Origin of the sequence: Rhodococcus mengyinensis, from assembly GCF_048381435.1 — a bacterium.
Lineage (GTDB): Bacteria > Actinomycetota > Actinomycetes > Mycobacteriales > Mycobacteriaceae > Rhodococcus_F > Rhodococcus_F opacus_D.
In genome coordinates this window covers 176,917-189,188 of sequence record NZ_JBLWIT010000038.1, presented here as the reverse complement: position 1 = coordinate 189,188, position 12,272 = coordinate 176,917, and the positions used below count along the sequence as shown (strand labels likewise).

Here is a 12,272-nt window from a genome sequence, read left to right as displayed (position 1 = left end):
CGCTCGTCACCCGGTGCCGGAGTGAGCTCCGGTCATCAGGGCGGCGAGGTCGTCCGGTTCGAGGAACGACGGGGGCGGCGGCGGCCCCCAGGCGTACAGACCTTGCAGGCCGTGCAGCACTTCCGGGCTCCAGAGTTCGTCCTCGGGGACGGTGTCCATGTCGGAGTAGTACTCGGAGAAGTTCCCCGCCGGGTCCTTGAGGTACCAGAAGAAGTTCGCACCGGCGTAGTGCCGTCCGAGACCCCAGATGTGGCGTTCGGGGTTGTTCTCCAGCATCGTGTGGGCGCCGCGGCCGACCTCGTCGATGTCGTCGACCTGCCAGCTGGTGTGATGCATGAAGCTCACCGGTGCGGCCATGACGAGGACGTTGTGGTGCTCGACGGAGCAGCGCAGGAACGCGGCCTTGTCGCCCATGTAGTCGCTGACCTTGAATCCGAGACCGTCGGTGAAGAACTTCGTCGTGGTCTCGAGGTCGGTGGACCCGAGCACCGCGTGCCCGAGTTTGCGGGGGCGCACCGGCTCGGTGCGGGTGAGGAACGGGGCCCGTCCCCAGCGGTCGATGCGCCCGGGCCCGTTGTAGGGGGTGGCCGCGACGGCGGGTTCGATGACGATCCGGGACCGGACCTGCACCCGCACCCGGGTGCCGGTGACCGGTTCCACGGCACTGACGGACGTGCCGTCCTGACGGGTCGCGACACCGAGCCCGGCCAGCCGCGCACTGATGGAGGCGATGTCGTCGGGGTCGTCGGCGGCGACCGTCAACTCGACCAGTCGACGCGCGGGCGCGTGGACGATCTCGAGTTGTTCGCCGCCGTTGCGGGTGGCGAACACCCCGCCCCCGCGGTGTTCGAGTCCGAATTCGACGTAGTAGGAGATGGTCTCGTCGACGTTGGGGACGCCGAGGGTGACCTTGCCCAGTCCGTGCAGTGCCATGATCGCGTCCTCTACTTCGCGCCGGGATCGGCGACGAAACACTGATGAAGTGCGCCGATGCCGTCGATCCAGCTGTCGAGCTTCTCACCGGCCTGCAGGAACCGCTGCGGATCGCGGCCGACGCCGACGCCGGCCGGGGTGCCGGTGAAGATCACATCCCCGGGGTAGAGGGTGACGGTGCGGGAGAGGGCGGCGACCAGCTTCGAGACCGGGAAGATCAGGTCGCGGGTGCGGCCCTTCTGCACTTCCTCGCCGTCGACGGTGCAGCCGAGTTCGAGGTCGTCGGGGTCGGCGAACTCGTCCGGGGTCACCAGCCACGGACCTTGCGGGGAGAACCCGGCGAAGGACTTGCCGAGACCGAATTGCGGTGCGGGACCGCGTAGCTGGGAGACGCGTTCGGAGATGTCCTGTCCGGCGGTGAGACCGGCGATGTGGGACCAGGCGTCGGCCTCGTCGATGTTGCTTGTTTCGCGGCCGATGACAACGACGAGTTCGATCTCCCAGTCGACGTTGCCGCCGGCGGGAATCACGACGTCGGTGTCGGGGCCGGTGAAGCTGGACGCGTACTTGGTGAACACGGGCGGCAGGTGCGTGGGGGAGTCGAAGCCGGATTCGGCGGCGTGCGCGTGGTAGTTCAGCCCGACCGCGAACACCTGGCGGGGAGCCGGCGACGGTGCCCGGAGAAGGGACCGGTCGATCGGGACGCTGTTCCCCGTCAGCGCGTGGGTGTCCTGTTCCGCCACCCATCCGGTGACGTCGTCCCAAGCCTGGTAGACGGCGGGAAGTTCGGGGCCGAACCGGCCGCGGGAGGCGTGGGCGATGTCGACGGCCCGTTCGGAACCCTCGTCTCCGAAGACGAGAGCGGCACGGTTGTCGATGTTGGCGATACGCATGAAAGTGGTTCTCCTGGAGCGTTGTCTGTGGTGTGGTCAGAGATCTGCGTTGACGGTGGCGGGCGTGGGCCTCGTATCGGAAGGGCCGGGGGTTACCTGCCTCGGTCCCCGCGGGGACGGCAGGGCCACGAAGGCGACGGCGCACAGCACCGTCAGCGCGGCAACGAGGTAGAGGACTGCGGTGTAGCTTCCTGTTCGGTCCACCACGGCACCGACCCACAGGGGCGCGATGCCGCCGCCGAGGACGAACGCCATGTAGGGGCCTGCATAAGCTTTTCCGAAGGCGGCGAGCCCGAAGTAGCGGGACGTGAAGTAGCCCACCATATCCAGCTCGGCGCCGAGCATGCACCCCAGCGTGAAGGCCAGGACGGGGGCGAACCCGACTCCGCCGACCGCGAACAGCACGACGCCGGTGGCACACAGCACGCAGAGCGAGGCCGCGACCGCGGTCGGCCGGAGGACGTCGATGAGCAGTCCGATCACCAGTCGGCTCAGGATGACCGCGAGTCCCATGATCGATGCGATCGATGCCGCACCGCCGACACTCATCCCGTACTGCCGAAGCATCGGGACCAGGTAGGGGATGAGGCCGGTGAAGGCGACCGACATCAGGCCGAATGTGAGGACCAACCGCCAGTAGAGGGGGTTCCGGCGGATGGCGGCGAAGTCGTCACCGTCGTCGGCCGCCAGTCCGGGCGTGCCCAGCGTGCTTACGCTTCGGGGTGCGACCTTCAGGAGGAAGAGGGTGGGGAGGGTTCCGGCGAGCGCGATGCAGGCCAACGTGAGGTAGCCGAGCCGCCATCCTTCGAGTTCGATGACGCGGCCGATGGCGACCGGAATGATGGCGCCGGAGAGTCCCATCCCCATCATCGTGATGCCGAGCGCGAGGCCCCTGGCGCGGTCGAACCAGCTGCTCACCGCCCGGGTGAAGGCAATCGGTCCGGAACTTGCACCGAAGAATCCGATCAACGCCATCGCTGTCATGTAGGCCGGCACCGAGTGCACGACCGTTCCCAGTGCGGCGAATCCGGTTGCCAGGCACAGTGCTCCGGCAATCGTCGGGGCCTTCACTCCGAACTTGTCGACGGCGTAGCCGACGACGGGGGCGGCGAGCGCCATCCCGAAGGTCAGCAAGGTGATGGACAGCCCGTACATCGCAGCGCTGAGGCCGATCTCCCTGCCGAGATCGCTGGTGAACAGACCCGCCGAGTAGATGGCGAGCCCGGATACCCCAGTGCCGACACCCACGGCGGCCGCTGACAGAGTCGGCCACCCGCGCCGGAATTCGTCCCCGCGTGACATGGTCAATGCCTTGCTCCTTTGTTGCGGTGGTGATGACCATCACTGTTCCTGTTCTCGGGTTATCCGGGAAGCGGCAGTTCGTGATGGAGGGAATTCGTGCGGCGAATACACCCTGTTCGGGCGGGGTACGCGCCCACGAGTGCTAGCGGCCGGCGCGTCTTCCCAGAATCCGTCGTTGCGATGCCGCCGCCGCTTTCACGAGAGCGGACGGATCACACCCGAGCACGACTCCGCCGCGCTTGACGAATCGGCCACCGATGAGCACCGAATCGACATTGCCCTCGTGAGCGGCGAGAACCACCGATGCCACCGGATCGAGTACGGGCACCAGGTTCAGGTCCGTTGCACGCACCAGGACGATATCGGCCTGCTTGCCGGGAGTGAGCGAGCCGATCCGGTCGTCGAGTCCGATCGCTCTCGCCCCCTCGATGGTGGCGAATGCCAGCACATCTTGCAGGAACAGCTGCGCACGGTCGGCCGCGACGGAGCTGTGCCCGCCGCCCATCCACGAACGGTGATAGCCGAAGAGCATTCGCATCTGCGTGAACATGTCTCCGCTGCATTTGGTCTCGGTATCCCCGCTGAGGCTCGGTCGTACACCCGCGGCGAGCATCCGGTCGAGCGGGATGTCGCCGATGCCTTGCGAGTTGAGTTCGCAGTGCACGCCGATCGACACGGTGGCACCGGCATCGGCGATCATCGCGAGTTCGGCGTCGGAGGAGCGGCAACAGTGCACGAACGTCAGGTCGTCGGCGAGGAGGCCCGCCTCGTCGTACTGGGCCACGGCGTGGACCGGTTCGTTGTGCGGGTACGCACCGGCATGCACCGACGTGCGGATGCCCAGGTCGCGCGCGAGGGCGAGGTCGGCCTGCCACACGCCGGGCGCCGCCATCTCGGGGCCCCTGGCCGCCATGGCCAACGTCACGAGTCCGCCCGGGTCGGAGAAGTGCTGCTTCTGCAGCCGTTCGATGTCGGCCGGGTGGGTGAGCATGCTGTTCTCGGTCCACCGGCCGTTGCCCTGCAGTGGCCATCCGTGGCCGAAGACGGCACGGATACCCGCCTCGCGCAGACCGGTGACCGCAGCGTCGGAATGCTCGGGTGAATTCTGGATGTGGGACCAATCGAAGAGGGTGGTCGTCCCGGCGCTCGACGCCGACACCGCGCCGAGGAGGTTTCCGATCCTGACGTCCTCGGGCTCGTACGCCGCTCCGATTCCCCTGAGCATTTCGTCGAAGTACTGGAGGGGATCGAGTTCGGCGTATCCGTGCCGCATGACGCTCTGCCAGGTATGGCGGTGAGTGTCGACGAATCCGGGAAGCGCGATCATTCCGTCGACGTCGACGACCTCGACGTCCGGCTCGACGTCGATCCGTGTGTCGATTCCTGCGATCAGATCGTCGCTGATCAAGATGTCGGCTCGGTCGAAGTTTCCGATGGCCGGATCGACGCTGACGACCGTTGCGCCCCGGAGCAGGGTGCGGCGTGGTGTGGCATGACTCGGGTCCATGAGTGTCCTGTTCGGAGAGAGGCAGAGTGTCCGCCTCAGTCTCATTTTCCCGCGGTTATTTGGGAACGCCGGGTTGCCTATAGTTTGTATCCATGAGCTCGATACAGCGGATCTCCGGCCATCGCGCCAAGCTGGACCTCAACCTCATCGTGTCTCTGGACGCGCTTCTGCGCGAGCGAAGCGTGAGCCGCGCGGCGATCGAAGTCGGTCTGAGTCAGCCGGCAATGAGTGCGGCGCTCGCGCGGCTTCGGAGGTACTTCGGCGACCCGCTACTGGCCCGGGTCGGCAACTCGTATCAGCTCACGCCGCTCGCCCGCAGCCTGGTCGAGCGCACGACGGTGGCGATCTCGGCGGTCGATCGAGTGCTCGACGCCGAGCCGGGTATCGAGATCGAACGGTCCAGCCGCGAGTTCACCCTGATCATGTCCGACTACATGCTCGCCGCCGTCGGGGACACGATCACCCGCGATCTGCTGGCGCAGGCTCCGCACCTGCGCATCAACTTCGTCCAGTTGCGACCGGAGATCGTCGACCGTGCATCGGACAGCCTCCGTACCGCTGATGCCCTGGTCGTACCCCGCGGCTTCGTCAGCGACCTGCCCTCGGTCGACCTCTTCTCCGACCGGTGGGTCTGCGTGGTGGCCGAGGACAACGAGCACATCGGGGACGCCGTACGGCTGGACCAGCTCACCGAATACCCGTGGGCTGTGTTTCAGACGCACCCCCACGCCGCGACGACACCGTTGCATCAGGTCCGGGCGCAGGGGGTCGAACCGTATGTGCAGGTTGTCGGCGAAAATTATCTGGCTCTGCCGTATTTCGTCGCCCACACCGATCGGATCGCGCTTCTGCCGGAGCGATTGGCGGCCCGGATGAGCGGCGGAATGGGAATTCGGTCGGTCGACTTCCCCTTGAATCTCGCCCCACTGAACCATGCCCTGTGGTGGCACCCGATGTACAACGCGGATCCCGAACACCGCTGGCTCCGAGCGCAACTCGTCAAGTCTCTGGAGTGAGTGCCGAACCCGGCCCGGGAGGGTCGTCTCGGGTACACGCGAGACGACCCTCCCGGCATTTCAGTCGACGGCCAGGCACCGCTTGATCGCCAGCTGAGCATCTTCGCGCGCGGGGGCGTCGGCGCTGGCCCACGCGATGTATCCGTCGGGTCTGACCAGGAGGCTCGTGACCTCACCCAGCCCGGTGGGTGCGAGAACGATGTGGCCGGTGTGTGCGCGTACCGGCGCGCCCTGCAGTGCGAGGTCCGCGTAGGTGTCCGCCCCGGTGGCGTCGATGAGGACGAGTGCAGAATCGCGCAGCATTTCACCCATCCTGATCGGACCGATCGCGGTGACGAGATCCAGGTCGGGGCAGCGGTATCCGACCATCGGATGATGGTGTGACTCAGCAGGGTAGGGGAAGGACAGCCCGTTGAGTTCGAGCCCGATTCGGCGATTGACCTCCGGAATGGGCAACAGGTCGCGTTCGAACATCCGCTTGAATTCCACCCCCTCCGGTGTGAAGTCGAACTGGACCGAACACTGAGCCGCGACACTTCTCAGCAGCGCCTCGGCCACCGGGCGCCGTTCGGCCTCATAGGTTTCCAGGAGTGCCGGTCCCGCGTGTTCGTTGATCACCGCGGCGAGCTTCCACCCGAGGTTGAATGCATCCTGGATGCAGAAGTTCATCCCGACGCCGCTGGCAGGGTAGTGGATGCGAGCCGATTCGCCGACGAGGAACACCCGGCCCTGCTGGAATTTCGTTGCGATTCTGAGCGAATCGGTGAAGCGGGACGCCCACACCAGATCGTCGAACGGCAGGTCCTTCTCGAGGACATCGGTGAGGCATCGGCGAACCTCGTCGGCCGTGACCGGCTCCGCCGCAGGGGCGTGCCTGCGCTCGGCGTGCACGATGTTGAACCGGGTGATGGATTCGTTCTCGCCGAACGGAAACGAGGTGACCCACCCCTTGTCGTTGTCGATCATCCGCCGCGCTTCGGGCCAGGGCCGGTCCATCCTCAGGTCTGCCACGATTCCGGTGAATGTCGGCCCATGGCCTTCGAAATCGAGACCGAGTTGCGATCGCACGATACTTCGCCCACCGTCGGCGCCGACCAGGTAGTCGGCTGACAGGCTCACGGGTCCGTCCTCGGCCGTCGCGGTCACGGTCACGGCGGTGGACTGCTGGACGACGGATTCGACGGTCACGCCGTGCCTGACGACGACTCCGAGACGGAGGGCTTCCTCGAGCAGCAGTTCCTCGGTGTGGTTCTGGGGAAGAACCAGCCGAAACCCGAACCTCGATTCGAGGTGGCGCCATTCGACGGGTTGCATCCCGGCCCAGATATGAACGGGAATAAGCGGATTGGAGCGAATCGTCGCGGCCCTGTCGATGAACTTCTGCGCAAGGCCCCGAGAATCGAGGAGCTCGAGAACTCTCGGCAGAACGGTCCCGGCTCGCGACTGTACCGGCTGCGTTCGACGTTCGAGGACGACGACGTCGACTCCGGCCCGGGCCAGTTCGGTCGCGACCGTCAGACCCGACGGTCCGCCGCCGACGACTATTACTCGAGCGGTCATTTCGAATCAATCTCCTTGTTGTACGGCATCGTGGGAGGTGAGGTCGTGTGGCAGGACCGGTCCAGGTGTTCGTGCAGGAACGCGGCGACTTCGGCGATCGTGGTGTCCGTGTCGAACGCGGGGTCCTCGTGATTGGCGCCTTCGAGAAGGCGCAGGCGCACCGTCTCCCCGCGGCGTCGAAGTTCCTGTGCCATCCGCCGGCTCTGCTGCACCGACGTGACCGAGTCGCGTGTTCCGTGGAGCAGGAAGACCGGCACGTGGATGTCATGCGCGTTCGCAAATGGGCTGATGGCGGCGAGGTCGCGATCGCTCATAGTCGACTCCTCGACTCCCAGCAATCGGGCCCTCAGGTAGCGAGACGACGGCGGTGCGGGGACCCCTGGCGGCCAGTCCTGCTCGAGGATCTCACGCGGTATCGGCGAGCCGGCGTCCGGACGGTCGAGGTCGCCCCGCGAGGTGAGGTCGTAACAGCCGAAGTAGCCGACAGCGGCCTGCACGGCTGGACCGGGCAGATCGTGCGGTGTCCGTGAAACCGCCGGAGTGGCGGTGGCCAGAAGCGCGAGATGGGCACCTGCCGATGCTCCCCAGAGCGCGACCCGAGTCGCGTCGACACCGAAGCCTTGCCCGGGACCTTTCAGCCACTCGAGCGCGGTCGCGATGTCGATGATCTGGGCGGGGAGGGGAGCGGCGGTGGAGGGGCGGTAGTCGATGCTCGCGACGGCAAATCCGTGCCGCGCGAGCCGTTCCGCCCGCGCAGCATGACTCTTGCGAGAGTCGATCATCCAACCACCGCCGTGCAGGTAGAGGACGACGGCGGGGGCGGCAACGTCGATCGGCAGAGTCAGATCCAGGCGGAGGATGTGCCCCCCGGGACGCCCGAATTCGATGTCGGGACAGGATTGGATCTCGTAACGGGCGGGCTGCCCGACCGGGGTTCTCACGTTGACGTCACCTCTTCGCCTGGTCGCGGGTCCACTCGGCGAGGTGGCCCGTGGCTCAAGGGTGGCGGATCAGGGAGTATTCGGGAATCGGCAGTTCGATATGGCGGGAATCCACCGGGCGAATAGCTTCAGGTCGGGGTGTGATTCGATGCCGGCGGAGGGCCACAGCGCCGGGCGCGGCATACTCTGACTCGTCACCGCGCCTCCCCGCGCCGAAATCGTTGAAAGATGGTACTTACATGGCAGATTCACGGATCGCGTCCCTGACACCCGCCGAGCTGGACGTCGAGCAGAAGGCGTTGTACGACAGCATCGTGACGGGGCCGCGGGCTCAGGGACCTCAGCTGTTCGCGCTTCAGGACGACCACGGCAGGCTCAACGGGCCGTTCGGGTTGATGCTGCATGTGCCCGGGCTCGGCTCTGCGTTGCAGGAACTCGGAAGTGCGGTGCGCTATCGGACGGCGATGACCGCCCGGATCAGAGAAATCGCGATACTCGCTGTCGCGGCCGCAACGGAAAGCCAATTCGAACGTTACGCCCACGAACGGGTCGGACACGCCATCGGACTGAGCGACGAAGAGATGACGGCACTTCGGGGTGGCGACTTCGGTTCCGAAGACGCCACCGAACAGGCCGCGTACGACGTGTGCCGTCATCTGCTCGGGGGCGCCAACACCCTCGGAGACGAGGAATTCCGCCGATTCGAAGCCCACCTCGGTTCCTCGGCGCTGCTCGAACTCGTGGTGCTCGTGGGCTATTACCGGACCCTGTCTCAGATGATGAACGTCTTCGACGTCGGGGCACCTGCGGGTCTCGAAGACGAGTAGAACACCGCAGCATCTGTTTCAGCGTCGGCGGGAACGGCGCAGCCGGAGCCGGCTGTAGGTGACGGCCGCAAGCACGCAACTGATGAGCACCAGCATGGCGATGCTGAGCAGCCACCACGATGCGGCATGCTGCCAGAGCGTATCGGGCTCGGTGCCCGTGGCGTTCGTGCGCAGGTCCACCGTCGAGGCGGCGGCCGCGAACCCCCAGCGGGACGGGAAGAGCCACGACACCTGTTCGAGCACGGCGCGTCCGGTGATCGTGATCAGTCCTCCGCACATCACCAACTGCACCATGATCGTGACCACCAGCATCGGCATCACCTGCTCGTTCGAGCGGGCCACCGACGACAACGCCAATCCGACCAGGACGCAGGAGCAGGTGGTGACGGCGATGTCCACGATCAATTCGACGGAGCCGGAGGGGATCGCACTGCCCCGGCCCGGAAAACCCTTGCCCACGAAAACGATCACCACCATGATCACCGACTGCACGATCGCGGCGGCGCAGAATACGACGATCTTCGCCGTCAGGTAGGCGGACGGGAGCAGGCCGGCGGCACGTTCGCGGTGATAGATCATGCGCTCTCCGACCAGATCGCGGATGGTCAGTGAGCAACCCATGAACGCGGCGCCGAGGATCAGCACGACCAGAATCTGGGTGAGTTCGCCGGATTCGTCGAGGCCCGACGGGCCGAATCCGGTGTCGCCGGGCACGAGCACGGCCAGGCCGCCGAGCACGAACGGCAGAAGGGACAGGAAGATCAGGTACCCACGGTCGGCGCGGATCAGCCGCGCCTGGCGGCGGACGACGGTGCTCAGCTGCTTACGCCGCGACGTGTGCGCGGGACTGCCGAGAGGTCCGGGCGGGCTCGGTGGTGGCACCTCGACGGCGGGGCGGGTGGCGCGGTACTCGGCGAACACCCCGTCGGGATCGGCCGCGACACGGGAGAAGATGTCGGCCCAATCGGTGCTGCCCAGCGCGGCCCCGACCCGGTCCGGCGGGCCCACATAGGCGGTCTTGCCGCCCGGTGCGAGGAGCAGGACCTGATCGCACATCTCGAGATACGACAGCGAATGCGTGACGATGACGATGACGCGGCCAGAATCGGCGAGGCGGCGCAACGTCGCCATGATCTGCCGGTCGAGTGCAGGGTCGAGACCCGAGGTCGGTTCGTCGAGGATCAGCAGGGACGGGCCGGTGAGCAACTCCATTGCGACGGACGCGCGTTTGCGTTGTCCGCCGGACAGCCGGTCGACCCTCGTGTCGGCGTGTTCGGACAGCTGCAGTTCGTCGAGGACCGTCGCTATCACCTCCTCGCGGTCGGCCCGGGTGGTGTCCGGCGGCAGCCTCAGCTCGGCGGCGTAGCCGAGCGCCTGCCGGATGGTCAGCTGCCGGTGCACGACGTCGTCCTGGGGGACCATCCCGATGCGGGAGCGGAGCACCTGGTATTCGGCGTGCACGCTGCGTCCCTCGAACTCGACCACACCCTCCGTGGGGCGTTCCGAACCGGAGATGATGGTGGCCACCGTGGTCTTTCCCGCGCCGGAGGGGCCGATCACCGCGGTGAGACTCCCCGGCTGGGCCGTGAACGTGACGTCCTCGAGCAGCCGCCGCCCGCCCTCGATGGTGAGCCCGACGCCGTCCACCCGCAGCCCGCCTGCGGTCGGAGCCACCGCCTGCCGTGGAACCAGCCGGCCGTCCTTCACACTGAGGTCGGTGTTCCCGATCGTGACGACGTCGCCGTCGGTCAGCTGCGCGCGCGAGACTCGGGCGCCGCCGACGAACGTGCCGTTGACGCTCCCCAGGTCGTCGATCTCGAGGCCGGACTGCACGTTGTGGACGATGGCGTGATGGCGTGAGGCCAGCACGTCCCGGACGACGATGTCGTTGTCGGGTGACCGTCCCACCGTGAGTGATCCCGTCGGGACCGCCTCGTGCGGTGTCGGGGGCGGGGCGCTCCAGGCCCCCACCTCGATCGTCGACTCGTCCCATCGACCGCCCACATCCTGTCGCGTCGCGTCGGGATCCTCGACCGAGATCCGGACGACCGGCCCCTCGACCGCGTCGCCCAGCCGGACGAGGACGGGGTTCGTGACGGGAACCCTTTCTCTGCGCTCGCCGTCGACGAAGATCCCGTTCTTGCTATCGGAGTCGACGAGCTGCCATCCCTCGTCCCACGTCAGCCGTGCATGCTCGCGCGACACCACGGGATCGACGATCGTGATCTCCAATTGCGGATCCCGGCCGATACGGACGGCCTTGCCCGCGCGGTAGCTCGCCCGGCCGTGTTCGGTCTCGACCACGACCCGCGGGTGCGCTGTGTTCGCCCGGTCGTCCATCGCCACGGCCTCCGGTCAGCGTCATCGGGCGTAGAGCGTCGACTCCATCCATGGTCGCATGCACGCCCCGGGATTCGTCGGCATAACGCTCACTCTCGGTACCCCCGCGGCCAGGAAGTGAGGAACACTGAGCCGGGTGAGTACGTCCCTGGCGAATCCCGGTGTCGGACTGGCTGTGCTGTGCACCGTGATGGTCGTGTGCGCGGCGGTGGTCTACCGCTTCACCCACCTCGGTAGCCCACTCGTCGTGCCCGGTGCGGCGATTCGAGGTGCCGCCCAGCTCGCCGCGGTGTCCCTGATCCTGGCTGCGGCTCTCGCGCATCTGTGGTCGTCGATCCTCGTGCTCGTCGTGATGTTCGCGGCGGCGGTGGGAACGTCCGCTCGCCGTGCGAAAGCCGGGCGGTCCGCCGGGTGGCTGGCGCTGTCCCTCGCCGCGGGTGTCGGCATCGTGTTGCCGTTGATGCTGGTCAGCCAGGTGGTGCCGCTCGAAGGTGTCGCTCTCGTTCCCGTCGGCGGAATCGTGCTCGGTGGGGCGATGACGGCCACCTCACTCGCCGCGCGACGCGCGCTCGATGCGGTCGAACAACGGTGGGGTGAGGTGGAGGCGGGGCTCAGTCTCGGGCTCGACGTCCGTGATGCCCGCATGGAAGTGGTCCGGTCTGCCGCCTCGGATGCGTTGCTCCCGGGACTCGATCAGACCCGGACCGTCGGGCTGGTCACCCTGCCGGGGGCGTTCGTCGGGGTGCTGCTGGCAAGCGGTTCCGCCGTTCAGGCCGGGGCCGTCCAGATCCTCGTCCTGGTCGGGCTGCTGCTCGCGCAGACGTGTGCGGTGGCCGTCACGATCGAACTGGTGGCCCGGGAAGCCGTTCACCGGCCGAGACTCCACACCGCGCGGACATGAAGGATCCGGGTCTGGCCCGAACGCCGGTCAAGTGCATCGTCGGTCCCGCATA

The 12,272-nt window shown here is 67.0% G+C and carries 10 protein-coding genes; 3 read left to right on the top strand and 7 right to left on the bottom strand.

All coding sequences use genetic code 11. From position 1 onward, the window contains the following. Positions 1 to 6 precede the first annotated feature (6 nt). The 4 genes from ACNJ7E_RS05590 to ACNJ7E_RS05575 form a co-directional block, all read right to left on the bottom strand. Complete coding sequence (locus tag ACNJ7E_RS05590; protein WP_418339341.1) at positions 7 to 933, bottom strand: VOC family protein; 927 nt, start codon at positions 931 to 933, stop codon at positions 7 to 9. An 11-nt stretch (positions 934 to 944) separates the two neighbouring features. After that, positions 945 to 1,826, bottom strand: coding sequence for a fumarylacetoacetate hydrolase family protein (locus ACNJ7E_RS05585; protein WP_418339340.1), 882 nt, complete (start codon positions 1,824 to 1,826; stop codon positions 945 to 947). Between the two features lie 36 nt (positions 1,827 to 1,862). Continuing rightward, positions 1,863 to 3,128: an MFS transporter gene (locus ACNJ7E_RS05580; protein ID WP_317571034.1), complete on the bottom strand. Its 1,266-nt coding sequence runs from the start codon at positions 3,126 to 3,128 to the stop codon at positions 1,863 to 1,865. Between the two features lie 142 nt (positions 3,129 to 3,270). Then, complete coding sequence (locus ACNJ7E_RS05575; protein ID WP_283330691.1) at positions 3,271 to 4,635, bottom strand: amidohydrolase family protein; 1,365 nt, start codon at positions 4,633 to 4,635, stop codon at positions 3,271 to 3,273. 92 nt (positions 4,636 to 4,727) lie between these two features. On the opposite strand from ACNJ7E_RS05575, the gene ACNJ7E_RS05570 reads away from it, so the two are divergent. Beyond that, complete coding sequence (locus ACNJ7E_RS05570) at positions 4,728 to 5,651, top strand: LysR family transcriptional regulator (RefSeq protein WP_280778669.1); 924 nt, start codon at positions 4,728 to 4,730, stop codon at positions 5,649 to 5,651. Between the two features lie 60 nt (positions 5,652 to 5,711). On the opposite strand, the gene ACNJ7E_RS05565 is transcribed toward ACNJ7E_RS05570, so the two are convergent. Together ACNJ7E_RS05565 and ACNJ7E_RS05560 are read right to left on the bottom strand one after the other, a co-directional pair. Beyond that, positions 5,712 to 7,211, bottom strand: a complete 1,500-nt coding sequence (locus ACNJ7E_RS05565; protein ID WP_418339339.1) for an FAD-dependent oxidoreductase — start codon at positions 7,209 to 7,211, stop codon at positions 5,712 to 5,714. Further along, entirely contained in the window at positions 7,208 to 8,152 is a 945-nt protein-coding gene (locus tag ACNJ7E_RS05560; protein ID WP_418339338.1) for an alpha/beta hydrolase, read from the bottom strand. The genes ACNJ7E_RS05565 and ACNJ7E_RS05560 overlap by 4 nt, the downstream gene beginning before the upstream one ends. 239 nt (positions 8,153 to 8,391) lie before the next feature. Between ACNJ7E_RS05560 and ACNJ7E_RS05555 the strand changes: the two genes are divergently transcribed. Then, complete coding sequence (locus tag ACNJ7E_RS05555; protein ID WP_418339337.1) at positions 8,392 to 8,979, top strand: carboxymuconolactone decarboxylase family protein; 588 nt, start codon at positions 8,392 to 8,394, stop codon at positions 8,977 to 8,979. Positions 8,980 to 8,997: 18 nt separating this feature from the next. Here ACNJ7E_RS05555 and ACNJ7E_RS05550 read toward each other — a convergent pair whose 3' ends face one another. Further along, entirely contained in the window at positions 8,998 to 11,319 is a 2,322-nt protein-coding gene (locus ACNJ7E_RS05550) for an FHA domain-containing protein (RefSeq protein ID WP_418339336.1), read from the bottom strand. A 136-nt stretch (positions 11,320 to 11,455) separates the two neighbouring features. Here ACNJ7E_RS05550 and ACNJ7E_RS05545 point away from each other — a divergent pair, with 136 nt between their 5' ends. After that, on the top strand, positions 11,456 to 12,220 hold the full coding sequence (locus tag ACNJ7E_RS05545; protein ID WP_280778664.1) for an ABC transporter permease: 765 nt from the start codon (positions 11,456 to 11,458) through the stop codon (positions 12,218 to 12,220). Positions 12,221 to 12,272 lie beyond the last annotated feature (52 nt).

Excerpts from the sequence above, each read along its gene's own strand:
- ACNJ7E_RS05550 (WP_418339336.1), bottom strand. The coding sequence starts at position 11,319 with ATGGACGACCGGGCGAACACAGCGCACCCGCGGGTCGTGGTCGAGACC.
- ACNJ7E_RS05555 (WP_418339337.1), top strand. The coding sequence starts at position 8,392 with ATGGCAGATTCACGGATCGCGTCCCTGACACCCGCCGAGCTGGACGTC.
- ACNJ7E_RS05590 (WP_418339341.1), bottom strand. The coding sequence starts at position 933 with ATGGCACTGCACGGACTGGGCAAGGTCACCCTCGGCGTCCCCAACGTC.
- ACNJ7E_RS05585 (WP_418339340.1), bottom strand. The coding sequence starts at position 1,826 with ATGCGTATCGCCAACATCGACAACCGTGCCGCTCTCGTCTTCGGAGAC.
- ACNJ7E_RS05580 (WP_317571034.1), bottom strand. The coding sequence starts at position 3,128 with ATGTCACGCGGGGACGAATTCCGGCGCGGGTGGCCGACTCTGTCAGCG.
- ACNJ7E_RS05565 (WP_418339339.1), bottom strand. The coding sequence starts at position 7,211 with ATGACCGCTCGAGTAATAGTCGTCGGCGGCGGACCGTCGGGTCTGACG.
- ACNJ7E_RS05575 (WP_283330691.1), bottom strand. The coding sequence starts at position 4,635 with ATGGACCCGAGTCATGCCACACCACGCCGCACCCTGCTCCGGGGCGCA.
- ACNJ7E_RS05570 (WP_280778669.1), top strand. The coding sequence starts at position 4,728 with ATGAGCTCGATACAGCGGATCTCCGGCCATCGCGCCAAGCTGGACCTC.